22 protein-coding genes are annotated in these 23,407 nt (G+C 70.2%); 8 read left to right on the top strand and 14 right to left on the bottom strand.

Annotated features, from left to right (window positions below):
- Window positions 1–5: 5 nt before the first annotated feature.
- Entirely contained in the window at window positions 6–1,367 is a 1,362-nt protein-coding gene (locus ACWENQ_RS30785; RefSeq protein ID WP_452417321.1) for an MFS transporter, read from the bottom strand.
- A 144-nt stretch (window positions 1,368–1,511) separates the two neighbouring features.
- On the opposite strand from ACWENQ_RS30785, the gene ACWENQ_RS30780 reads away from it, so the two are divergent.
- The 3 genes from ACWENQ_RS30780 to ACWENQ_RS30770 all read left to right on the top strand — a co-directional run bounded on the left by ACWENQ_RS30780 (window position 1,512) and on the right by ACWENQ_RS30770 (window position 3,701).
- Window positions 1,512–1,886 carry a MarR family winged helix-turn-helix transcriptional regulator gene (locus tag ACWENQ_RS30780; protein WP_449920112.1) on the top strand — a complete coding sequence of 125 codons (375 nt, stop codon included), beginning with the start codon at window positions 1,512–1,514 and terminating at the stop codon, window positions 1,884–1,886.
- A gap of 90 nt (window positions 1,887–1,976) precedes the next feature.
- Complete coding sequence (locus ACWENQ_RS30775) at window positions 1,977–2,795, top strand: NmrA family NAD(P)-binding protein (RefSeq protein WP_452417320.1); 819 nt, start codon at window positions 1,977–1,979, stop codon at window positions 2,793–2,795.
- A gap of 57 nt (window positions 2,796–2,852) precedes the next feature.
- The gene (locus ACWENQ_RS30770; protein ID WP_452417318.1) at window positions 2,853–3,701 is read left to right on the top strand and encodes an MOSC domain-containing protein; all 849 of its coding nucleotides are present in this window, start codon (window positions 2,853–2,855) and stop codon (window positions 3,699–3,701) included.
- Window positions 3,702–3,738: 37 nt separating this feature from the next.
- Here the strand turns inward: ACWENQ_RS30770 and ACWENQ_RS30765 are convergent, their stop codons facing one another.
- From ACWENQ_RS30765 to ACWENQ_RS30740, 6 genes are all read right to left on the bottom strand, one after another.
- Window positions 3,739–5,016 carry a thymidine phosphorylase gene (locus tag ACWENQ_RS30765; protein WP_449920575.1) on the bottom strand — a complete coding sequence of 426 codons (1,278 nt, stop codon included), beginning with the start codon at window positions 5,014–5,016 and terminating at the stop codon, window positions 3,739–3,741.
- Between the two features lie 2 nt (window positions 5,017–5,018).
- Complete coding sequence (locus ACWENQ_RS30760) at window positions 5,019–5,414, bottom strand: cytidine deaminase (protein WP_449920104.1); 396 nt, start codon at window positions 5,412–5,414, stop codon at window positions 5,019–5,021.
- Complete coding sequence (locus ACWENQ_RS30755) at window positions 5,411–6,709, bottom strand: ABC transporter permease (RefSeq protein WP_449920102.1); 1,299 nt, start codon at window positions 6,707–6,709, stop codon at window positions 5,411–5,413. Before ACWENQ_RS30755 ends, ACWENQ_RS30760 begins: the two co-directional genes overlap by 4 nt.
- Window positions 6,706–7,848 carry an ABC transporter permease gene (locus ACWENQ_RS30750; protein WP_449920099.1) on the bottom strand — a complete coding sequence of 381 codons (1,143 nt, stop codon included), beginning with the start codon at window positions 7,846–7,848 and terminating at the stop codon, window positions 6,706–6,708. The genes ACWENQ_RS30755 and ACWENQ_RS30750 overlap by 4 nt, the downstream gene beginning before the upstream one ends.
- Window positions 7,845–9,437 carry an ABC transporter ATP-binding protein gene (locus tag ACWENQ_RS30745; RefSeq protein ID WP_452417317.1) on the bottom strand — a complete coding sequence of 531 codons (1,593 nt, stop codon included), beginning with the start codon at window positions 9,435–9,437 and terminating at the stop codon, window positions 7,845–7,847. The genes ACWENQ_RS30750 and ACWENQ_RS30745 overlap by 4 nt, the downstream gene beginning before the upstream one ends.
- Before the next feature lie 81 nt (window positions 9,438–9,518).
- Window positions 9,519–10,586 carry a BMP family lipoprotein gene (locus ACWENQ_RS30740; RefSeq protein WP_354906220.1) on the bottom strand — a complete coding sequence of 356 codons (1,068 nt, stop codon included), beginning with the start codon at window positions 10,584–10,586 and terminating at the stop codon, window positions 9,519–9,521.
- A gap of 315 nt (window positions 10,587–10,901) precedes the next feature.
- Between ACWENQ_RS30740 and ACWENQ_RS30735 the strand changes: the two genes are divergently transcribed.
- Window positions 10,902–12,761, top strand: a complete 1,860-nt coding sequence (locus tag ACWENQ_RS30735; protein ID WP_449920095.1) for a Xaa-Pro dipeptidyl-peptidase — start codon at window positions 10,902–10,904, stop codon at window positions 12,759–12,761.
- Between the two features lie 111 nt (window positions 12,762–12,872).
- On the opposite strand, the gene ACWENQ_RS30730 is transcribed toward ACWENQ_RS30735, so the two are convergent.
- On the bottom strand, window positions 12,873–14,108 hold the full coding sequence (locus ACWENQ_RS30730; protein ID WP_452417316.1) for a M20 family metallopeptidase: 1,236 nt from the start codon (window positions 14,106–14,108) through the stop codon (window positions 12,873–12,875).
- Window positions 14,109–14,531: 423 nt separating this feature from the next.
- Here ACWENQ_RS30730 and ACWENQ_RS30725 point away from each other — a divergent pair, with 423 nt between their 5' ends.
- Entirely contained in the window at window positions 14,532–15,917 is a 1,386-nt protein-coding gene (locus ACWENQ_RS30725) for a peptide ligase PGM1-related protein (RefSeq protein ID WP_449920090.1), read from the top strand.
- A 19-nt stretch (window positions 15,918–15,936) separates the two neighbouring features.
- On the opposite strand, the gene ACWENQ_RS30720 is transcribed toward ACWENQ_RS30725, so the two are convergent.
- Entirely contained in the window at window positions 15,937–16,146 is a 210-nt protein-coding gene (locus ACWENQ_RS30720) for an SCO4848 family membrane protein (RefSeq protein ID WP_354906225.1), read from the bottom strand.
- A gap of 71 nt (window positions 16,147–16,217) precedes the next feature.
- Here ACWENQ_RS30720 and ACWENQ_RS30715 point away from each other — a divergent pair, with 71 nt between their 5' ends.
- A complete protein-coding gene (locus tag ACWENQ_RS30715) occupies window positions 16,218–17,312 on the top strand; it encodes a D-alanyl-D-alanine carboxypeptidase family protein (RefSeq protein ID WP_452417314.1) in 1,095 nt (364 codons plus the stop codon).
- Window positions 17,313–17,379: 67 nt separating this feature from the next.
- Here ACWENQ_RS30715 and ACWENQ_RS30710 read toward each other — a convergent pair whose 3' ends face one another.
- The 4 genes from ACWENQ_RS30710 to ACWENQ_RS30695 form a co-directional block, all read right to left on the bottom strand.
- Window positions 17,380–18,318: a YihY/virulence factor BrkB family protein gene (locus tag ACWENQ_RS30710; protein WP_452417313.1), complete on the bottom strand. Its 939-nt coding sequence runs from the start codon at window positions 18,316–18,318 to the stop codon at window positions 17,380–17,382.
- A 69-nt stretch (window positions 18,319–18,387) separates the two neighbouring features.
- Window positions 18,388–18,696 carry an amidohydrolase family protein gene (locus ACWENQ_RS30705; protein WP_452417311.1) on the bottom strand — a complete coding sequence of 103 codons (309 nt, stop codon included), beginning with the start codon at window positions 18,694–18,696 and terminating at the stop codon, window positions 18,388–18,390.
- A 71-nt stretch (window positions 18,697–18,767) separates the two neighbouring features.
- A complete protein-coding gene (trpS, locus tag ACWENQ_RS30700; RefSeq protein WP_354906233.1) occupies window positions 18,768–19,775 on the bottom strand; it encodes a tryptophan--tRNA ligase in 1,008 nt (335 codons plus the stop codon).
- Window positions 19,776–19,789: 14 nt separating this feature from the next.
- Window positions 19,790–21,100 (bottom strand): hemolysin family protein, encoded by a 1,311-nt coding sequence (locus tag ACWENQ_RS30695; protein ID WP_354906234.1) that lies wholly within the window; start codon window positions 21,098–21,100, stop codon window positions 19,790–19,792.
- Between the two features lie 105 nt (window positions 21,101–21,205).
- Between ACWENQ_RS30695 and galE the strand changes: the two genes are divergently transcribed.
- Window positions 21,206–22,165: a UDP-glucose 4-epimerase GalE gene (gene galE, locus ACWENQ_RS30690; protein WP_354906236.1), complete on the top strand. Its 960-nt coding sequence runs from the start codon at window positions 21,206–21,208 to the stop codon at window positions 22,163–22,165.
- A 26-nt stretch (window positions 22,166–22,191) separates the two neighbouring features.
- On the top strand, window positions 22,192–22,326 hold the full coding sequence (locus ACWENQ_RS30685) for a hypothetical protein (RefSeq protein WP_449920078.1): 135 nt from the start codon (window positions 22,192–22,194) through the stop codon (window positions 22,324–22,326).
- A 256-nt stretch (window positions 22,327–22,582) separates the two neighbouring features.
- On the opposite strand, the gene ACWENQ_RS30680 is transcribed toward ACWENQ_RS30685, so the two are convergent.
- Window positions 22,583–23,386 (bottom strand): hypothetical protein, encoded by an 804-nt coding sequence (locus ACWENQ_RS30680; protein WP_452417310.1) that lies wholly within the window; start codon window positions 23,384–23,386, stop codon window positions 22,583–22,585.
- Window positions 23,387–23,407: the final 21 nt, after the last annotated feature.

The raw sequence follows: 23,407 nt of genomic DNA, 5'->3' as shown, positions 1-23,407 counted from the left end.
CCGTCTCAGACCGTCTCGTAGACCTTGACCTCGTCGGCCTCGACGGCGGGCGCCCGGCGGAAGCTCAGCCCCGTGGCCGAGATCAGCAGGCCCACCACCGCCAGGATCAGCGGCACGATGATCGAGGTCTTGAGCGACTCGATCGTGATGCCGCCGGCCGAGCCGGAGGTCAGCACCGCCGTGACCACGGCCAGCACGACCGCGCCGCCGACCTGGCCCGAGGTGTTGAGCAGGCCGGAGGCAAGGCCCTGCTCGTCGTCGTGCACGCCGTTGGTCGCCTGGATGTTGAGCGACGGGAAGGACAGCGCGAAGGCGATGCCCAGCAGCACCATGCCGGGGATGACCAGGCCGCCCAGGCTCGGGCTCTCGTCGATCCCGAGGAAGACGGCGTAGCCGCCGGCCAGCGCGGCCGAGCCGATGACGATGAGCTTGGCCGTGCCGAACCTGTCGGCGAAGTCACCCATCTTGGTGGAGGTCAGCGCCACGAGCAGACCGGCGGGCAGGAACGCGAGCGCGGTCTGCATCGCCGACCAGTGCAGCAGGTTCTGGAAGTACTGCATGGCCACGAACTGGAAGCCGACGTAGGAGCCGAACAGGATGACCAGGCCCAGGTTGGCCCGCACGATCGGAGCCGAGCGCAGCAGGCCGAGCCGCACCAGCGGGTGCTTGACCCTCAGCTCGGCGAAGACGAACAGGCCGAGCAGGACGAAGGAGGCCAGCAGCGAGCCGATGGTGCGGACCGACAGCCAGCCCGCCTCCGGAGCCTGGACCACCGTGAACACCAGCAGCAGCATCGAGGCCGTGATCAGGACCGCGCCGATCAGGTCGTAGCCGCCCTCGGCCCGCTCCTCGTGGCCCTTGGGCAGCACCTTGAGCGCGGCGACCAGGGCGAGGATCGCGACCGGCACGGGCATCAGGAACGTCGCCCGCCAGTCGAGCTCGGTCAGCAGGCCGGACAGCACCAGGCCGAGGGAGAACCCGCTGGCCCCCGAGGCGGTGAAGACGCTCAGTGCCCTGTTGCGCTCGGGCCCCTCGGGAAAGGACGTCGTGATGATCGACAACGCCGCCGGCGCGGTGAACGCCGCGCTCATGCCCTTGATGAAGCGGGCGACGATCAGCAATGTGCCGTCGTCGACGATGCCACCGAGCAGCGAGGCCACGGCGAAGACGCCCAGCGCGACCAGGAACACCCTGCGCCGCCCGAGCAGGTCGGCGGTCCTGCCCCCGAGAAGCAGAAGACCGCCGTATCCCAGCACGTAGCCGCTGACCACCCATTGCAACGACGAAGGAGAGAGCCCCAGATCCGTCTGGATGGCCGGCAGGGCGACACCGACCATCGACACGTCAAGAGCGTCAAGGAAGATCACAGCGCAGAGCACGGCGAGCGCGCCCCACCCAGCAGTACGAGCAGAAGTGGAGGACATGGACACCGAGACTACATGCACCTGCATTAGATGCAACCGAATTTAATGTGGTTGCATAGATATTTACCTGGTGGTATTCTCCGCGTCATGAACGAGGAGGCCGTGGTCAGGGCCTGGCACGATGTGCTGGCCAAGCACGCGAAGGCGCAGTGCGCGCTCGAGCGCGAGCTCGGCGAGAAGCACGATCTCGGCGCCAGCGAGTTCGAGGTGCTCGATCGCATCGTCTCCTCCGACTGCCGGAAGTTCCGCGTGCAGGAGCTCGCCGACGAGGTGCACCTGAGCCAGAGCGCCCTGTCCCGCGTCGTGGCCCGCCTGGAGAAGGCCGGCCTGGTCAGCCGCGGGGTCTGCGACATGGACCGGCGCGGCGTCTTCGTCTGGATCACCGACGAGGGCCTCGGCCGCCACGCCGCCGCCCGCCCGACCCACCGCGCGGTCCTCTGCGACGTCTTCGCGAACGCCTAACGCATCGGCTCCCTATTGCGGAACCTTCCTTTCCGCGATGGTTCCTACTGTTGTTCCTGACACCGCAACCGAAGCGTCAGGGAGCACGCGATGACCATTCTCGTGACCGGAGCCACCGGCACCGTCGGCCGCCACATCGTCAGCCACCTCGTCGAGGCCGGCCATGCCGTACGCGCCCTGACCAGGAACCCGGGCAAGGCCTCCTTCCCCGAAGGCGTCGAGGTGGTGGGCGGCGACCTGGCCGCCACCGACACGCTGCAGGCCGCCTTCGAGGGCGTGACGGCCGTCCATCTGATCAACTTCGGCGGTGACGACTACGCGCCGCTGCCGAACGGCAAGGAGATCGTCGACCTGGCCAGGAAGGCCGGCGTGCGCAGGGTGACCGTGCTCGGCGGCTGGGACGAGAGCACGCTGGAGCCCGCCCTCAGGGAGAGCGATCTGGCCTGGACGCACATCCGGCCGACCGAGTTCATGTCGAACCTGCTGAAGTGGACCGACGACGTACGGGCCGAGGGCGTGGTGCGGGAGCCGTTCGGCGAGGCCACCACGGCGCTGGTGCACGAGGCCGACATCGCCGCCGTGGCGGCCACCGCCCTGGTCGAGGACGGCCACGGGGGCAAGGTCTACCCCCTCACCGGGCCCGAGCGGCTGACCACGCGCGACAAGGTCCGCATCATCGGCGCGGCGATCGGCAAGGAGATCGAGTTCGTCGAGCTGACACCGGAGCAGGCCAGGGAGCGGATGGCCGCGCAGGGGACGCCGCAGGAGTTGATCGACTTCATGATCGAGGTCTTCGGCAACGTCCCGGAAGAGGCCAACCGCGTCAACTCCGTGGTGCTCGACGTCACGGGCCGCGCCCCGCGGACGTTCGCGCAGTGGGCCGCGGAGAACGCCGACAGCTTCCGCTGAGCCCTGAGGGAAGGGGCGGGGCTCCTCCCGTCATGACTAATGGCACAATACAGGATTGTGGAATTAGGCACGATCGAACGGATGCGCCGCCATCCCGTCAAAGGCCTGCTCGGCGAGGACGTCGCCGAGGCCGCCCTCACCTCGCTCGGGCTCGACGGCGACCGGCGCCTGGCCCTTCTCGACCGTGAGACGGGAAAGGTCGCCAGCCCCAAGAACCCCCGCCTGTGGCGGAGCATGCTCACACTGTCGGCGGTCACGGATGGTGACCGTACCAGGATCACCCTGCCCGACGGCACGATCGTGCACAGCGACGACCCCGACGTCGACGAGGTGCTGTCGCTGGCCGTCGGCAGGAAGGTGACACTCACCGGCACACCGCCCGAGGGCGCCGCCCTGGAACGGGCCGTCCCCGAGGAGGTGCTGGCCGCGGGCGTCACCGCCGAGGTCGCCGTCGAACCGGGCAGGCTCGGCGGCGGGGCGCCCGGCACCTTCTTCGACTACGCGCCCGTCCACCTGCTCGCCACCTCCACCCTCGCGGCCGTCGGCGCCGCAGGACCGACCGGCGCGCCCGCCGACGCCGTCCGCTACCGGCCCAACCTGGTCATCCGTACGGCAGGCGAGGGCGGCGAGGGCGGCGAGGGCTACGTGGAGAACGGCTGGCTCGGCAGGCAGGTGGCCGTCGGCGACGAGGTCGTCCTGCGGGTCACCGTCCCGACGCCACGGTGCGCGGTCCCCACGCTCGAACACGGGCCGCTTCCCCGCGACACCTCCGCGCTCCAGGTGCCCGCCGTCCACAACAGGGTCGAGCCGCTGCCGGGCATGGGGCCGCGGCCGTGCGTGGGCGCGTACGCCGAGGTGCTCCGCCCCGGCCGGGTCCGCGTCGGCGACCGGATCCGGCTGCTCTGACCCCTCCCCGGTGCCGTGCCGGGGAGGGGCAGCGGGATCAGGCGGTGATGCGGTCGATGACCAGGGGCAGCAGCTCCGGGCTGGAGGCCGGGCCGACCTCGTAGGCGCCCTCCAGCGCCTCCAGCGCCCGCGCGAACCTGGCCGTCTCGTCCGTGTGCAGCGTCAGCAGCGGCTGGCCCTCCCTCACCAGGTCGCCCGGCTTGGCGTGCAGCGTGATGCCCGCGCCGAACGAGACCGGGTCCTCCTTGCGGGCCCGGCCCGCCCCCAGGCGCCAGGCGGCGAGCCCGACCCCGTAGGCGTCCAGCCGGGTCAGCACGCCCGAGGCGGGACACTGCACGGTCATCGTCTCGGCCGCCCGGGGCAGCACCCCATCAGGGTCGCCGCCCTGAGCGGTGATCATGCGGCGCCAGGCGTCCATCGCCGAGCCGTCCTTCAACGCCTCGGCGGGGTCCTTGCCGGACACGCCCGCGGCCTCCAGCATCTCCCTGGCCAGCCGTACCGTCAGCTCCACCACGTCGGCGGGCCCGCCGCCGGCGAGGACCTCGACCGACTCGGCGACCTCCAGGGCGTTGCCGACGGCCAGGCCGAGCGGCCGGTCCATCGCGGTCAGCAGCGCGACGGTGCGCACACCCGCGTCGGCGCCGAGCGACACCATGGTGGCGGCGAGCTCGCGCGCCGAGTCGACGTCCTTCATGAACGCGCCGGAGCCCACCTTGACGTCGAGGACCAGCGAGCCGGTCCCCTCGGCGATCTTCTTCGACATGATCGAGGAAGCGATCAGCGGGATCGACTCGACGGTTCCCGTCACGTCGCGCAGGGCGTACAGCTTCTTGTCGGCCGGGGCGAGCCCCGCGCCGGCCGCGCAGATGACCGCGCCCGCCTCGCGCAGGACGGCGAGCATCTCGCCGTTGGACAGCGAGGCCCGCCAGCCGGGGATCGACTCCAGCTTGTCCAGGGTGCCGCCGGTGTGGCCGAGGCCGCGGCCCGACAGCTGCGGGACGTAGGCGCCGCACGCCGCCACGAGCGGCGCGAGCGGCAGAGTGATCTTGTCGCCGACGCCGCCGGTGGAGTGCTTGTCCGCGGTCGGGCGGTCGAGCACCGACCAGTCCATGCGCTCGCCGGTGCGGATCATCGCCTGGGTCCAGTCGGCGATCTCGCGCCGGTCCATGCCGTTGAGCAGGATCGCCATCGCGAGAGCCGACATCTGCTCGTCGGCCACGTCGCCGCGGGTGTAGGCGTCGATGACCCAGTCGATCTGCGCGGTGGTCAGCGCGCCGCGGCCCCGCTTGGTGACGATGACGTCGATGACGTCCATGCTCATGCCCCCCTGGACAGGTCGTCGGGTCCGAAGGCGTAGGGCAGGATGTCGCCCATCCGCCGGGGTCCGTCGGGCGTCTCCACCAGCAGTTCCTCGCCGCCGAACTCGTAGAGCAGCTGGCGGCAGCGCCCGCACGGCATGAGCAGCTCGCCGTGGCCGTCGACGCAGGTGAAGGCGACCAGCCTGCCGCCGCCGGTGGCGTGCAGCGCCGAGACGAGGCCGCACTCGGCGCACAGGCCGAGCCCGTAGGAGGCGTTCTCGACGTTGCAGCCGGTGACGACACGCCCGTCGTCGACCACGGCGGCGGCGCCCACCGGGAACTTGGAGTAGGGCGCGTAGGCGTTCTGCATCGCCTGCGTGGCCTCGTCCCTGAGCGCGTCCCAGTCGATGCTCAATGCTGCTCCCCGCGGCGGTAGCGCACGCCGTCCGCCTTGGGCATCCGCAGGCGCTGGGAGGCGACCAGGAGGACCAGCAGCGTCAGGACGTGCGGGGTGATGAAGACGAACTCGTTCGGCAGGCGGTCCACGGTGATCCACAGCCAGATGAGCACGACCGCGCCGCCCGCGGCGAACGCCATGAGGGTGTAGTCCTTGGCCCCCGCGACGGCCGCGGCCGGCGTCTCGCGGCCGGTCAGGAACAGCTGCCTGATCCGGTAGGCGACGTAGATGAACAGCAGGATCGCGCCGAACAGGAAGAACCCGGTCACCGCCGCCGAGCTGCGCAGCTGCAGGCCGTTGGCGTAGCCGAACAGCGAGGCGCCCGCCGCGAGCCCGCCGGGCCGCCAGTTGCCGAAGATCATGGCGGCCAGGCCGATGAAGCCGCGGCCCTGCGTCTGGCCCTCGACGTACTTGGAGGTGAAGAAGACCAGGAACACGCCGCCGAGCCCGGCCATCGCGCCGGAGATGACGGTCGCGACGTACTTGGTGCGGTAGACGTTCACGCCCAGCGACTCGGCCGCCCACGGGTTCTCGCCCGCCGAGCGCAGCCGGAGGCCGAAGGCCGTGTGCCAGAGCACGAGATAGGTCAGCGGGATCAGCGCGACGGCCACGATGACCAGGAGGCCCACGTCGTGGGTGAGCCCGCGCAGGATGCCGGCGATGTCCGAGATGAGAAACCAGTGCGTGTTCTCCAGCGCGCCGAGCCAGTCGGGCCCCGAGGAGAACAGGGGCAGGCTCACCTCGGGCGGCTCGGAGGACAGCGCGGGCGAGGTGGTGATGCCCGCTCCCGCGGCGGCGGCGGCCGTGCCCTCGGCGTACAGGACCTCGGACAGGAACCGGGTGATGCCCGGGCCCAGCAGGTTGATCGCGACGCCGCTGATGATGTGGTCGACGCCGAAGCCGACCGTGGCGATCGCGTGCAGCAGGCCGCCGACCGCTCCCGCCGCCAGGCCCGCGAGCAGGGCCGCGGGCCAGCCCCACTGGTAGCCGGCCCAGCCGGCGAACCAGGTGCCGAGCACCATCATGCCCTCGAGACCGATGTTGACCACACCGGCCCGCTCCGCCCACAGCCCGCCCAGACCGGCCAGTCCGATGGGTACGGCCAGCACCAGCGCCGCCTGGAAGGTGCCGGACGAGGTGATGTCGACCTTGCCGCTGATGACTCTCACCAGGGACAGCAGCAGGATGAGCACCGCCACGCCGATCAGCGTGAGGTGGTACTTCCTGACCTTGCGTGCCTCGACGGCGCTCATGCGGCCACCTCTACGCGGTTCGTCGTGGCGAGCTGGCGGGCGGCCCGCCGTTCCTCCTGGCGGAGCGCCATCCTGCTGGTGATCTCGTTGGCGATGACCACCAGCAGCACGATGGTGCCCTGCATGATCATGATGACCGACGGCGGCACGTCCGCGAACTGCAGCGGACCCTGCGCCCGGTCGAGGAAGCCGAACAGCAGGGCGGCGAACGCGATGCCGACCGGCCTGTTCCGGCCGAGCAGGGCGACCGCGATGCCGAGGAAGCCGAGACCGGCGGTGAAGCTGGTGCCGTAGTTGTGGGTGCGGCCGAGGATCTCGGGAAGGCCGATGAGCCCCGCGATGGCGCCGGAGAGCACCATCGCCGAGATGACCATCTTCTTCGGCTTGACGCCCGACGCGAGGGCGGCGATCGAGTTCAGGCCGCTGGCCTTGACGTCGAAGCCGAAGCGGGTGCGTTCGAGCACCACCCACAGCACGATGCCGAGCACGACCGCCACGCCGAGGAAGCCCCACAGGCCCGCGCCACGAGGCGCGGGCAGCCCGAACATCGTGAACAGGAAGTTGACGTCCGGGAACCAGCCGGACTGCGGGATGTCGGCCGTCTGCACCGTCAGCTGGCCCTCGGCCCGCGGCCCCTGGAAGGGCCCGCGCACCAGGAAGGCGGCCAGGCTGATCGCGATGTAGTTGAGCATGATGGTCGAGATGACCTCGTTGACGCCCCTGCCGACCTTCATCAGGGCCGGGATCAGCGCGTAGAGGCCGCCGACGGCCGCGGCGACCACCATGATGACCACGATCTGGATCGGCGCGGGCGCGCTGAAGGTCGCACCGACGTAGGCGGCGCAGACGGCCGCGAGGCGGTACTGCCCCTCCACACCGATGTTGAAGAGGTTCATCCGGAAGCCCACGGCGACCGCGAGACCGGCGATGTACAGCGGGACCGCTCGGTTGATCACCGTGGTGATGCCGTTGACCACGCTGTTCTCGGTCTGCCCGAAGTCGACCAGCGCGGCGAACGCGGCCAGCGGGTCGGCCCCCGCCACCAGGACGGCCACGCTCGAGATCAGCATGGCCAGGACGATGGCGGCGACGGCGCCGCCCACCGTCAGCAGCACGCGATAGAGCCCTGCGGGCATCATGCCCCTTCCTCGGTGATGGCGCCTGTCATGTAGCCGCCGAGCTGCTCAGGCGTCACCTGGGTGGGGTCGAGCCTGGCCACCAGCCGGCCCCGGTAGATCACGTACAGCGTGTCGGACAGGCCGATCAGCTCATCGAGGTCGGCCGAGATCAGCAGGACGGCCAGCCCCGCGGCTCTGGCGTGGCGCAGGTGGTCCCAGATGGAGGCCTGGGCGCCGACGTCCACGCCTCTGGTCGGGTGGGCCGCGATGAGGAACGACGGCTCGCCGCTCATCTCCCTGCCGACGATCAGCTTCTGCTGGTTGCCCCCGGACAGGGCCAGCGCGAGGGTGTCGACGCTGGGGGTGCGCACGTCGTAGTCCTTGACGATGCGCTCGGTGTCGGCCTTGGCGGCCTTCCTGTCGATCCAGATGCCCTTGCGGACGGGCTTGCGCGTCTGGTGGCCGAGCACCCGGTTCTCCCAGAGCGAGGCCTCGAGCAGCAGGCCCTGGCGGTGGCGGTCCTCGGGGATGTAGCCGATGCCCGCCTCGCGGCGCTTGAGCGTGGTCCACTCGCTGATGTCGTCGGCGCCGAGCCTGATCTGGCCGTGCGCCTGGCGCATGCCCATGATCGCCTCGATCAGCTCGGACTGGCCGTTGCCCTCGACGCCGGCGATGCCGACGATCTCACCCTTGCGGATCTCGAAGGACACGTCGTCGAGCAGCAGCCGCCTGCCCCGCGTGAACTCCTGGAGGGACACGCCCTTGGGCAGCGGACGGAAGCCTTCGGCCTCCATGGTCAGGTTGGAGATCGCCAGCTCGACGGTGTCGGTGACGGTGGACTCGCGGGTCTCGGGGGTGGGCAGCTCGCTGCCGACCATCAGCTCGGCGAGCTGGCGGGCGCTGGTGACCTGGCTGCGCGGCATGCTCGCGACGGTGGTGCCGCGACGGATCACGGTGATCTCGTCGGCGATGCTGAGCACCTCGTCGAGCTTGTGCGAGATGAAGATGACCGTGAGGCCGTCGGCCTTGAGCTCGCGCAGGTTGTCGAACAGCTCCTCGACCTCCTGCGGCACGAGGACCGCGGTGGGCTCGTCGAGGATGAGGACGCGGGCGCCCCGGTAGAGGACCTTCAGGATCTCCACCCGCTGGCGGTCGCCGACGCCGAGGTCCTCGACCAGGCGGTCGGGGTCGACCCGCAGGCCGTGGGCCGCGGCCAGCTCCTGGATGCGGTGGCGCGCGCCGGACGCGTCGAGGAAGCCGGCGCTCTTCGGCTCCGCGCCGAGGACGATGTTCTCCAGCACGGTCAGGTTGTCGGCCAGCATGAAGTGCTGGTGGACCATGCCGATGCCGGCCGCGATCGCGTCGCTCGGCGTCCGGAAGCTGACATCCTGGCCGTTCACCCTGATCTGGCCCTCGTCCGGCTTCTGCATGCCGTACAGGATCTTCATCAGAGTGGACTTGCCCGCGCCGTTCTCTCCGCAGATGGCGTGGACGCTGCCCGCCTCGATGGTGATGCGGATGTCATGGTTGGCGACGACGCCGGGAAAACGCTTGGTGATGCCCTCCAGCTCAACGGCGGGTTTCGCCGGGGCGAGGGTGTCCGAGCTCATACGGTCTCCTGGAGAGCCGGGATAGAGCGAAGGCCCGGGACGCGCCCGGGCCTTCCATGGCCTCTTGGGTGTCTACCCAGATTACGGCTTGCTCGGAACGGTGATTTCGCCGTCCACGATCTTCTTCTTGGCGGCGTCGATCTGCTCCTGGATGTCGTCGATCTCGCCACCGGTGGTGGACAGGCCCACGCCGTCGACCTTCAGGTCGTAGACGTCGTTCTTGCCGCCCTTCGCGCCGCCCTGGAACGCCTTGATGAACTCGAACACGCCGACGTCGACGCGCTTGATCATCGAGGTCATGATGACGGGCTGGAGCGCGGCGTCCACGGTCTGCCGCTGGTCGGAGTCGACGCCGATGGCCAGCTTCTTGGCCTCGCCGGCGGCCTGGAAGACGCCGGTGCCGGAGTCGCCGGAGGCGTGGTAGACGATGTCCGCGCCGTCCTGGTACATCTTCTCGGCGGCGATCTTGCCCTTGTCGGGGGCCTTGAAGCCGCTGAAGTCACCGTCGGGCGTCAGGTACTTCACGTCGACCTTGGTGTCGGGCTTGGTGGCCTTGACACCGGCGCTGAAGCCCGCCTCGAACTTCTTGATCAGGTCGTTCTCGACGCCGCCGACGAAGCCGACGTGGTTGGTCTTGCTCTTCAGCGCGGCTGCGACGCCCGCCAGGTAGGAGCCCTGCTCCTCGGCGAACAGCAGACCGGTCACGTTCGGGGCGTTGGAGGCCGAGTCGACGACCGCGAACTGGACGTCGGTGTACTCCTGCGCCGCCTTCTTGATGTCCTCGCCGTAGGCGAAGCCGACACCGATGATCGGGTTGTAGCCGGCCTCGGCCAGCTGGCGCAGCAGCTCGCCACGGTTGGAGCCGTCAGCGGCCGGGCTGAGCTCCTTGATGTCGGCGCCGAGCTCCTTCGCGGCCCGCTCGAGGCCCGCGTAGGCGGCGTCGTTGAACGACTTGTCACCACGGCCGCCGACGTCGAAGGCGAGACCCACCTTCAGACCGCTGGCCTTCGCGGGCTCGCTGGCCGCCCCGCTCGGAGCCGCGGAGCTGGTCGCGCCCGTGCTCCCGCCGCCACCACACGCCGCGGCCGCCATGAGCATGGCACCAGCGACGGTGCCGACCGCAATCCTGCCGAATCGCTTGCTGAGCAAGGCGACTCCTTCCATTTCCCCGCCGTCCAACTTTCATCGCACGCGCGAAGAAACGCACGGCAACCCTGCACGGAAGATAGTTGTTCGGCCATGACAGTCCAAACCAGCACACAGGTCCGCAACCGCTCCGTTATCGACATCAGGCGCGTCTGTGACCTGGATGCCGGCGCTGTGCGCCTGACCTGCAGCTTATGGGCCGGCCACGGCTCCACTACACGCCGTTCACCCAACCTTGCCGGAAGTCAAGATCTTGCTGTCAAGCGGGAGATTCCGTTGGATGGCTAGAAATCTCCCATACCACCTGGAGCACCCCCCATGCGCACCCGGAGGACGATCGCGGTCCCGCTGGCCGCCGTGCTGATCGCGGCGGCGGGCGTGAATCCCGCCTTATCCGACACAGGACCGACGCAGCCCATCTACTCCAGGGCTGACGCCGTCAAGCAGACCGTCTTCGTCGAGGTGGAAGGCGTCGACAGCGACCGCGACGGCCGCAACGACAGGGTGGCGGCCGACTTCCTGCGGCCCAAGGAGACCGAGACCGGGCTCAAGGTTCCGATCATCATGGAGTCCAGCCCGTACTACGCGGGCATCGACGGCACCGTGCCCAACCACAAGGTGGACGTCGACGAGAACGGCAACCCGCTCCCCGGCCTGCGCTCCGCCGACACCAAGGCCGCGGTCGAGACCTTCCCGGGCTACTACGACAACTACTTCGTCCCCCGCGGTTACGCCGTGGCCCGCGTCGAAAGCCTCGGCAGCGGCAGGTCCACCGGCTGCCCCACCACGGGCGACGCGCAGGAGAGCGCCGGCCCCAAGGCCGTCATCGACTGGCTGAACGGCAGGGCCAAGGGCTTCGACGCGGCCGGCAACCCCGTGACCGCCTCCTGGTCCACCGGCAACGTCGGCATGATCGGCGTCTCCTACAACGGCACGCTGCCCAACCAGGTGGCCGCCACCGGCGTCGAGGGGCTCAAGACGATCGTGCCGATCGCCGCCATCTCCTCCTGGTACGACTACTACCGCGCCAACGGCGGCGTCCTCGCGCCGGGCGGCTACCAGGGCGAAGACGCCGACGTCATGGCGAAGGCCGTCCTCACCAGGGCGGGCAAGGAGATCTGCGCCCCGGTGATGGACGAGTTCACCGCCGCCCAGGACCGGATCACCGGCGACTACAGCGACTTCTGGGCCGCCCGCGACTTCCTCGTCGACGTGGACAAGGTCAAGGCCAGCGTCTTCCTCGTCCACGGGCTCAACGACTGGAACGTCAAGACCAAGCAGGCCGCGCAGTGGTGGCAGGCGCTGGCCAAGCGGGACGTGCCCCGCAAGATCTGGCTGCACCAGGGCGCCCACGCCGACCCGTTCAACGTCAGGACCGTCGAGTGGCTGCGGCAGCTCCACCTGTGGTTCGACCACTGGCTGTACGGGATCGACACGGGCATCATGTCCGAGCCGCAGGCCGACGTCGAGATCGCGCCCGGCCAGTGGGGTCAGCACGCCAGGTGGCCGCTGCCCGGCACGCTTCCCGTCCGCCTGTGGCTGGGCTCCTCCGCCACGCTGGGCCCGCTGCCCAGGCCGCTGTCGGCGCGCGAGTCCTACGTCGACCAGAACACCCGCAAGGCCGAACAGCTCGTCGAGACCGCTCCCGCCGCCGACCCCAACAGGCTCGCCTACCTGACCGATCCGCTGCCGACCGACGTCCGGATCTCCGGCACGCCGACGGTCACGGTGCGGGCCTCGCTCAAGGACGGCGCCTCGCCGTACCTGACCGCGTTGCTGGTGGACTACGGCACCGACACCAGGGCCAACGGGCGCCTGGTGAACACCGGCGAGCAGTACTGCTACGGCGAGGCGGTGCCCGGCGAGAGCGGGTGCACGTTCATCTACCGGCACGGGACCGTCTCGGCCCCCTACAAGATCGTCTCTCGCGGGTGGCTCGACGTGCGCAACCGGCACCGCGCCGACCGGACCGAGCCCGTCAGGGCGGGCAAGGCCTACACCTTCCGCTGGGACTTCCAGCCGCAGGACTACCTGTTCAAGAAGGGGCACAAGATCGGGCTCGTACTGACCTCGACGGACTACGACTTCACGCTGCGGTACCCGGCGGGGACGAAGGTGGAGATCTCCCCCGGACTGTCGTCGCTCGAACTGCCGGTGGTCTTCGGCCGCCTGTCCTGAGGCCCTCCCGTACGGCGGGCGGTCCGCCGCCGCCCGCCGTGCCGGACACCGCCGCGCATCGCGGAGCCCATGTCCACCGGCCCTCCGGTCCGCGCCGCCGTCCGGGCGAGGTCAGATGTACTCGGCCACCGTCTGCTCGCTCACCTGTCCGGGACGGTGACCGTCCCAGAGGGCGGTCAGCGCGGTGGCCGCCATGAAGCGCACGCCGCTGCCGATGGCGCTCTCGTCGACGTCGAAGGTGCCCTGGTGGATGTCGTGGTCGAGCCCACCCGGCGAGCGCGTGCCGAGCCGGGCGAACGCCCCGGGGATCGACTCGAGGTACCAGGCGAAGTCCTCGCCGCCCAGCGACTGCTGGGTGGGGACGACCGAGCCGTGCCCGAGCACGCGCTCGGCGGCCTCGGCGAGCATCTGGACGCTCTCCTCGTCGTTGACGACGGGCGGGACGCCGCGGGAGTAGTCCATGGTGGCCTCGACGCCGTACGCGCCGGCGACCGACTCCAGCAGTGCCTTGATGAGGTCGGGGGCGGCGTGCCACGCGGACTCGTCCAGGCAGCGGACGGTGCCCTCGGCGATGCCGTCGTCGGGGATGGCGTTGGCGGCCGAGCCCGACTCGACGCGGCCCCACACCAGCGACAGCGACGAGCGGGGGTCGACCCGGCGGGAGAGCGCGGCGGGCAGCTCGGTGAGGATCTTGGCGAGGGCGAAGACGAGGTCGGCGGTCAGGTGGGGCCTGGCGGTGTGGCCGCCGGGTCCGCTGACCCGGATGGCGAGCTTGTCGCAGGCGGAGGTGATGGGACCGGCCTTGAGGCCGACCTGTCCGACGTCGACGCGGGGGTCGCAGTGGAGGCCGAAGATGCGCTCGACGCCGCTGATGCCGCCGTGCGCCATGACCTCGAGCGCGCCGCCGGGCAGCTCCTCGGCGGGCTGGAACAGCAGGCGGACCCGGCCGGGCAGCAGGCCGTCGGCGGCCTGGCGGGCGAGGAACAGGCCGGTGCCGAGCAGGATCGTGGTGTGCACGTCGTGGCCGCAGGCGTGGCAGATGCCCTGGACGGTCGACCGGTACGGCACGTCCTTCTCATCGGGCAGGGCGAGCGCGTCGATGTCGGCGCGGAGCGCGATGGTGGGCCCGTCGCCGCTGCCGACCTCGCAGATCAGGCCGGTGCCTCGGGGGAGCACGGACGGGTTGAGGCCCGCGGCGTCGAGCCGGTCGGCGATCTTCTGGGTCGTGCGGTATTCGGCGAAGGCGAGCTCCGGGTGCATGTGCAGGTCGCGGCGGAAGGCCACCAGATCCTGCTCGTTCTCCACCAGGAACGCGTCGAGTTCCCCCCGCAGCTCACGTCCCTGCATCAGTCACCGTCCCGTCACGTGCGACAGCGCCGTCGCACGGCTCATTGCGCCGTATTCTCGTGCGATCACACGATTCAGCCGTCCGGTCGGGGCAGCTGCCCGGTGAAGCGAATGCCACACACCCGAACGATGAGCGGGGTTAGGCGGTCAGCCTGATGGCGATGCCATCGACTTTATCCCCCCTGCCGCCCCTCCCGCGGACAACTACACCAAAAGTTGGGCCGGGGCATGTCCGTAACCGCAGGTCGTCACGTTGCGTGAGCCTTTATCTGGTCCGGAAATAGTCACATCGGATCATTAGTTTGTCACCCGTTGTGCCCGCGGCCAAACGTTGACCATGTCCCAAATCCTGTCACCTTCTGTCCTGGTGATCATACTGCGACGATGCATGTAAATGAGAAGAATGCGTGTTTCACTCGCAATATGATCACTAAAATCCCGTTCGGGGAGAAGCATGCACGGTTGAGCATCTTCGAGCCGAGCGAGGGGACCCTGGTGGTCGTACCCTCGCTCTCCCTGCCGCAGGATGAGCTCCGCCGCATCAAGGCAGCAAGGTGTTACGAGGAGCGTCTGCTCTTCCTCCTGCTGACCCTGCGCGAGCCGGGGATCTCGGTGGTCTACCTCTCCTCGATGCCCATCCATCAGGAGATCGTCGACTACTACTTCGGCTTCCTTCCCGATCCGGACGACGCGGCCAGGCGGCTGCATCTGATCACGGTGAACGACCCGGCCAGCCAGCCGCTGACCAGGACGGTGCTCGACCGACCCGAGGTGATCGACCGGGTACGGAGCGTCATCGGGGACGACGCGTGGCTGGTGCCGTTCGTCATGAGCGACCTGGAGGAGCAGCTCGCCGCGTCACTCAACGTCCCCATCTACGGACCGGCCATGTCGCTGGCCTACTACGGCTCCAAGAGCGGGGCCCGCGAGATCGGCACCGCGGCGGGTGTGCCGATGGCGCGCGGCTTCGGCGACCTGTACACGATGCCGCAGATCGAGCAGGCCGTGCTGTCACTGCCGGGCGAGCGCGTCATGGTGAAGCTGAACGACGGCTACTCGGGTCTCGGCAACGCGATCGTGCCCAAGGACGACTGGAACGCCACGGAGTTCTCCGCCGGCGCGGACGAGACCTGGGCCGGGTTCGCGGCCAAGCTGGCCGAACGGGGCGGGGTGGTCGAGGAGTTCATCGAGCACCGGCCGCTCTACTACCCCAGCGCGCTGGCCAGGATCACCCCCGGCGGCCACTACGACGTCGTCGCCACCCACGACCAGGTGCTCGACGGCCCCGTCTACCAGGGCTGCACCTTCCCCGCTCGGTCGGAGTACCGGCAGGAGGTCAGCGCCTCGGCCGCGAAGATCGCCAAGCTGCTGGCGGAGCGCGGCGTGGTCGGCCTGTTCGGCATGGACTTCTTCGCGATGAAGACCGACGCCGGCTACGCGGCGCTGCTGTGCGAGGTGAACCTGCGCATCGGCGGCACCACCCACCCGTTCGGCGCCGCGCTGCTGACCACGGACGCCGGCTACGACCCGGCCACCGGGCTGCTGATGAGCGAGGGCCGGCCGAAGTACTACACCGCGACCGACAACTGCTCGGCGGGCTGCCTGCGCGGCCACACGCCCGGCCAGGTGGTACGGATGATCGAGCGGCTCGGGCTCGGCTTCGACCGGCGGCGCCGTACGGGGAACGTGCTGCACCTGCTGGGCGCCATCCCCGAGCACGGCAAGCTGGGCTTCACGAGCATCGGGGACTCGCGGGAGGAGGCCGATGAACTGCACAGGATCACCCACCTGGCGCTCTGCGAGGGCTGACCGGGCCGCCGGTCAGTGATCAACCCTTCTGCCGCGGGGCGCGCATGTAGCCGCGCCATCCGATCAGGGCCAGCACGACGCCCAGCACCACGTTGACGGCGATGAGTATGCCGTGGACCACGTAGAAGCTGGTCGGGTGCCCGTCGGCGAGGTTGAATCCAAGGTTGATCCATTCGAAGACCATGAACGCGCCAATGATGATCAGGAATCCGGCGATCTTTCGTGACATGCCCATCTCTCTGCTGCTTCGCGGGTAGTGACGCCTCATGCGCTATGTGACGAAGCTACGCTGAGGACGCTATGGGGACGAAACTGGTGCCGGTCGCGGCACTTCTCGCCGCGGTCGCTCTGGCAGGTCCTGCCCTGGCCGACCCGCCTGCCGCCGAAGGTCCGCTCGGCGGCGACCAGCTGGCGGGCAAGGGCCTGGTCGTGCCCGCAGGAGTGAAGGCGCCGCCGAAGACGAAGGCCACCTCCTTCGTGATCGCCGATGCAGAGACAGGGCAGGTGCTGGCCGCCAAGAACCCCCATGGCCGCTTGCTGCCGGCCAGCACGCTCAAGACCCTCACCGCCGTGGCGCTCATTCCCAAGCTCGACCGGAACCTCAAGGTCAAGCCCAGCAGGAACGCCGTCAACCAGGAGGGCAGCGCGGTCGGCCTGTCCACCAAGCCCATCTACAAGGTTGACGACCTGTTCAAGGCGCTCATGCTCAGCTCGGGCAACGACGCGGCGATGGCGCTCGCCGAGGCGAACGGGGGTCTCGCCACGACCCTCGCCGACATGAACGCCGAGGCCAAGCGCCTTCAGGCCAACGACACGGTCGCCAAGACGCCCAGCGGCCTGGACAAGCCGGGGCAGAGCAGCTCGGCCTACGACCTGGCGCTGATCGCCCGCGCGGGCCTGGCCAACGCCGAGTTCCGCAGGTACGTGAGCCTCAAGTCCTCGCGCTTCCCCGCGCCCAAGGGCTACTACGAGATCGGCAACCACAACAAGCTGCTGTGGCGCTACAAGGGCATGGTCGGCATCAAGAACGGCTGGACCTCCAAGGCGCTGGGCAGCTTCGTCGGCGCCGCCACCCGCAACGGCCACACGATCATCGTGACGATCATGCGTCACGAGGGCTACTTCTGGGACGAGGTCGAGAAGCTACTCGACTGGGGCTTCGCCGCCCGCGGCAAGGTCGTTCCGGTGGGCGTGCTGGTGGATCCGCTGCCCGCCCAGCCGACGGTGGACCAGGTGACGGTGCGCGCCAAGCCGTCCGCTCCGGCCGTCGCGCCGTCGCCGGCCGCGCGACCCGGCGCGAGCGGCCCCGTCAGCGCCCTGATCATCGGCGCGGGCGTGCTCGGTGGCGCGGGCTGGCTGCTCTACGGCATCCGCAGGCGCCGGACGGCGCGCTAGCCGGCCCGAGTGTGGCGCGGCCGTCCATGTGGCGGCAGGGCGGCGGCGCCGGTACGGGTCCGGTCGTTCAGCAGTCCGTCGAGTAGCCACTGGACGGCAGCGGCGTGGGGTCGGGCGGCGGGTACAGGCCCGCCGTGACGGTCCACGCGGCCACGTACATCGTCAGCCGCGCCGAGAAGTTGATCCACAGGAGCAACCCGACCGTCACGGCGAACGTCCCGTACACGGGATTGCTCAGCGTGCCCGCCAGCAGCAGCGTCGCCACCTGCTTCAGCACGCCGAACCCGATCGCCCCCAGCAGCGCCCCCTGGGCCAGCACCTTGAACGGCTGGCCCGGCCGGCCCACCCAGCCCAGGACGATGAGGAACAGCACCCAGTCGGCGCCCACGCTGGCCGCGAGCCCGACCCCGGTCAGCGCGGCCCCGGCGAGCGCCGACGTCTCCACGCCGAGGAAGGTCGCCACGGTCGTCGTCGCCTGCGTGGCGAAGCCGCCGAGCAGGGTGGAGACGATGAGCGCGACACCGATCATGATCAGGGTGACCAGGTCGCGGGCCTTGCCGACGACGAAGTTCAGCGGTGGGCTGGCCGTCATCGAGATCTCGTGCAGGGCCCCGCGCAGGGCGTTGATGGACCCGAGCCCCGCGTACAGCAGACCGAGCAGGCCGATCACCCCGGCGCTCACGCGTGCCTGGGCGATGCCCTGAAGGTCGATGAGGCCGGCCAGGCCCGGCAGCTGCTCCTCGATGGCCTTCTGCAGCGCTTCGCGGATCTGGGTCCGCTCCTCGAGGACGAAGCCGAACACCGCGAACGCCAGCGCGGTGATCGGGAAGAGCGACAGGAACACGAAGTAGGTGATGGCGCCGGCCAGCCGGTCACCGTTCTGCAGCTGGTAGCGCTGCACGGTCCTGAGGAGATGGTCGACGGGATGCCAGCGCACCCGTGTCCGTTCGGTCGTCCGGCGTCCCCACTCCTTGACCGCGAGGATCCGGTCGGCCCAGGTGCTCATGAGGCGCTTCTACCCGATCCGGCACGGATCCTGCCAGCACCCGGGCGGATCCCGGCGCGGCGGCGGGCCTCATCCCGTGACCGGCCGTCCCGCCCGCTTCACCGCCCGTCCGGCCACCAGCACCGTGTCGACGGCGGCGGTGTCCGCGTTGAGCACCACCGCGCCGATCGGGTCGCGCATGCCCGACATGGACGGCGTGCCGGTCCGCAGGAGCTGCAGGTCGGCCTGCTTGCCCACCTTCAGGGACCCGGTGACGTCGGCCGGCCCCACCACCTCGGCCCCCTCGATCGTCGCCATGCGCGGCGCGTCGCGGGTGGTGAAGCCCAGCCCCGCCCCGTCCGGCCGGCCGCGCTCCATGGCGTGGCCCGCCCGCATCATCGCTCCGGCAGGCGGCCGACGCCCTGCGCGAGCTCACCCTCGCGCTGGGCCGCCGCGCCCGCTGAGCCGTACTAGAACGCGCGAGGCAGGAACCCCACGCGGTCGCGCACCCGCGCCATGGTCTCCCGCGCCACCGCGCCCGCGCGCTCGGCCCCGATGGCCAGCAGCCGGTCGAGCTCGGCCTCGTCGGCCAGCAGCTTCTCCGTACGCTCGCGGATCGGCGCGAACGTCTCGACCACGACCTCGGCGACGTCCTTCTTGAACGTGCCGTAGCCCTGGCCCTCGTAGCGCTTCACCAGCTCGGGGATCGGCGTGCCCGACAGCGCGGACTGGATGCGCAGCAGGTTGGAGATGCCCGGCTTGTTCTCCTCGTCGAAGAGCACCTCGGAGCCGGTGTCGGTGACCGCGCGCATGACCTTCTTGCGCAGCGGCCCTGGCTGCTCCAGCACGTCGAGGATGCCCGCGGGAGACGAGGAGGACTTCGACATCTTGGCGGACGGGTCCTGGAGGTCGGTGATCTTCTCGACCTCCTTGAGGATGTGCGGCTCGGGCAGGGTGAAGGTGTCGCCGAAGCGGTGGTTGAAGCGCTGCGCGAGGTCGCGGGTCAGCTCCAGGTGCTGCTTCTGGTCGGCGCCCACCGGCACGCTGTTGGCCTGGTAGAGCAGGATGTCGGCGGCCTGCAGGATCGGGTAGGTGAACAGCCCGACGCTGGCGGCGCTCTCGCCGAACTTGGCCGCCTTGTCCTTGAACTGCGTCATGCGCGCCGCCTCCCCCATACCGGTGAGGCAGATCAGCACCCAGGCGAGCTCGCTGTGCTCGCGCACGTGGGACTGGACGAAGACGGTGGAACGCTCGGGGTCGAGGCCGGCGGCGAACAGCTGCGCGGCGGCCACGCGGGAGCGGCGGCGCAGGTCGGCCGGGTCGGTGGGCACGGTGATCGCGTGCAGGTCGACCACGCAGTAGAACGCGTCGTGCGTCTCCTGCAGCGTGACCCACTGGCGAACCGCACCGAGGTAGTTGCCCAGGTGGAAGGAGTCCGCGGTGGGCTGGATGCCGGAGAGTACGCGAGGTCTGGCCATAGCCCGCAATTGTGTCAGGAATCCGGCTCGGGCGGCGACTCGACCAGCGCGCGGCGCTTCACCCTGATGCGAGCGATCCGCCGGCCGTCCAGCTCGGTGACCGTGAACTCGAAGCCCGGGATCTCCACCTGTTCGCCCGTCGTGGCCAGGTGGCCGAGGCGGGCCAGCATGAAGCCGCCGAGCGTCTCGTACGGGCCGTCCGGGAGCCTGATGCCGGTCTGGGCGGCGAAGTCGTTGAGGTTGGTCAGCCCGTCGACCTCGATCTCGCCCGCGGGCAGCAGGACGGTCTCCTCCTCGAGGTCGTACTCGTCCCTGATGTCGCCGATGAGCTCCTCGACCAGGTCCTCCATGGTGACGATGCCGGCCGTCCCGCCGTACTCGTCGACCACGATGGCGAGGTGATGTCCTTCGTCGCGCATCTCCGACAGAGTGGTGAGCACCCGCTTGGAGGCGGGCACGTGCTTGATGGGCCGGATCGGCACCAGTTGGCTGATCGGCTCGATACGGCCGGTCAGCACCGGGTCGAGCAGGTCCCTGACGTGCACGAACCCCAGGATCTCGTCGTAGGAGGAGCGGTAGACGGGAAAGCGGGAGTGCGGCATCGCGGCGGCCAGCACCGCGGCCTCGGCCAGCGGCGTGTCGGCCTCCATGAACTCCACCTCGGTGCGCGGCAGCATCACCTCGCGCAGCTGCCGCTTGCCCGCCGAGAACACCTCGCCGATCAGGTGCCGCTCGTCGGCGGTCAGGTCGGTGTGGCCGACCACCATGTCGCGCAGTTCTTCGGTGGTCATCTCCTCGCGGTCGGCCTCGGGGTTGCCGCCGAGCAGCCTGACCACGCCGTCGGTGGACTTCGACAGCGCCCAGATGACCGGCCGGGACAGACTGGCCAGCCGGTCGAGGAAGGGGGCGACGACGAGCGACAGTCCCTCGGCGCGCTGCCTGGCCAGGCGCTTGGGGGCGAGCTCGCCGAGCACGAGGGAGACGTAGGAGATCGCGAGCGTGACCAGGACCAGCGCGGCAGGCTCGGCGACGCCCGGCAGCAGGCCCCAGGCCTCCAGGGCGGGTTCGAGCTCGACGGCCAGGCGGTCGGCGCCGAAGGCGGCCGAGAGCATGGTGGCGACCGTGACACCGATCTGGACGGCCGACAGGAACCGGTTCGGGTCCTGGGCCAGCTTCGCGACTCTCGCGCCTCTGCGTCCCCGCTGCTCGAGCTTGCGGATCTGGCTCTCCCGCAGCGAGACCATGGCCATCTCCGCTGCCGCGAAGAAGCCGCCGATCAGGATGAAGAGCAGGACGATGGCGATATTGGCCGCAACGCTGTTCAACGCAGGTGCTTTCGACGTAGTGGTTTGCCAGCGTACCCGGCGAGGTCCAGGGGGCCGAGTATGCTGGGGCCGTACAAAATTCAACACGAATCAACAGAGGTGCACATGAAGGTGCTCGTCACGGGCGGTGCCGGATACATCGGCAGCGTCGTCGCCGCCCAGCTCGTCGAGGCGGGCCACGAGGTGACGGTGCTCGACGACCTGTCGACCGGCCACGCCGACGCCGTCCCCGAGGGCGCGAGGTTCGTCCACCGGCCCGTCACCGAGCCCGGCGACGCGCTCGACGGGGTCGACGGCGTGCTCCACTTCGCGGCGAGGTCACTGGTCGGCGAGTCGGTGGAGAAGCCGGGAGAGTACTGGGCCGCCAACCTCGGCGGCACCCTCGCGCTGCTGGAGGCCATGCGCGTCGCCGGCGTGCGCAGGATCGTCTTCTCCTCCACCGCCGCCACGTACGGCGAGCCCGAGCGCTCCCCCATCACCGAGACCGACCCGACCCGCCCGACCAACCCCTACGGCGCCTCCAAGCTGGCCGTCGACACGACGCTCACCGCCTTCGCGGGCCTGCACGGCCTCGGCGCGGTCAGCCTGCGCTACTTCAACGTGGCGGGCGCCTACACCGCCCCCGACGGGCGCGTCTACCGCGAGCGCCACACCGTCGAGACGCACCTCATCCCCAACGTCCTCAAGGTCGCCACCGGCGAGCGCGAGTCGGTCAGCGTGTTCGGCACCGACTACCCCACGCCCGACGGCACCTGCGTGCGCGACTACATCCACGTCGCCGACCTGGCCCGCGCCCACCTGCTCGCCCTCGACGCGACCACGCCGGGCCGCCACACGATCTACAACCTGGGCAACGGCGCGGGCTTCTCGGTCCAGGAGGTGATCGAGGTCTGCCGCGAGGTGACCGGCCACCCGATCCCCGCCGTCGTCGGGCCGCGCCGGGCCGGCGACCCCGCCGTCCTCGTCGCCTCATCCGACAAGATCCGACACGAATTGGGCTGGAAGGCCGAGCGCGCCGCGATCCGCGACATCGTGGCGGATGCCTGGAATGCCATCACTCGGTAAAGAAAAATATGCTGAGATAGCGAAATGTGAGGACCTTTTCACAGAAGGTGCTGTTCGCGCTCGCGATCGTGCTCGGCAGCACCGTGACCGCCGCCGGGGTGGTGTTCGCCACGACGGAGCCCACCTCGGCGACACAGCAGCCGCACAGCTGCATGCCCTGAGAAGCCGGAAAGGGCCGACCGACAACCGGTCGGCCGTGCTCGTCCCCGCCCGCGGTCCCGCCCTCGCCTTCTCCGTCCTGCTACGCGCCACGGGCCGCGGCCTGTCCATCACCGTCTTATGCCTCAGCTCGGTGGGCCTGCGTGCTGATCGCCCACGCGGCCGTGGCGCCCGCCCGCGCAGGGCGGCCTCACTGTCGCCAGGACCAGGTCAGCGTACGGAGACGCACAGGGCGGCCTCGCTGTCGCCAGGACCAGGTCAGCGTACGGCGACGCGCAGGGCGGCTTCGTTGTCGTCAGGGCGGCGGTCACCGAGGCGTGACGAGCGGACCTCTCCCCTGACGCGCACCGGCCCGCGCGAGGCCAGATATGGCAGCTCGAAGCGCATCGTGCCGCCCGAGGGCACCGTGACGGGCTCGCACACCGTCTCACCCGCCCTACGCCGGCACGACTGGTCCGCGGCGGGTCCGGCCGGGCGCGCGCCCTCGGCCCGTACCGCGACACGCGCGTCAAGCACCGCGCGCGGCCCCCTGTTGTGCACGGTGGCGACGACGGTGAAGGCGCCATCGCGCTCCTGTCTCGCCTTCAGCCGCACCCCGAGGTCCGCGCCCTGATCGACGCCGGTGACGAGCGTCGCGCCGTTGTCGGCGTCGGTGCCTTGGGCCGCCATGCGCGCCACCAGCCGGAGCGGCCCGACGGCGTCGCGCCGTACGGTGCCGGTGATCGTGACCCCGCCCGTGCCGCCCGCGGCGACGTTCTCCGGCGAAGGGCAGACCACTTCGCCGAGCGTACGGCCGGGCCGGCAGCTGACCACGTCCACGCTGCTGATGTCGACCGCGTCGGGGACGACCACGGTCAGGACCGGCCGGACGGCCTCGCCGGGGCCGGCGTTGCGGACGTCGACCCGGTAGGTGATCGGCCGGCCAGGCTGGGCGGTCGAAGGGCTGGCCGACACGCGTACCGACAGGTTCGCCGGCTCCGGCGCCGCCGCCCGCGCGGGTATCGAACCGCTCACCACTGCCGCAGCCACCGCACCGGCGACCATCTTCACCACAACGCGCACTCCGCCCCCTTCACCGGCCCC

It is taken from the genome of Nonomuraea sp. NPDC004354, from assembly GCF_053602555.1.
This window is presented reverse-complemented; position numbering and strand designations above follow the sequence as displayed.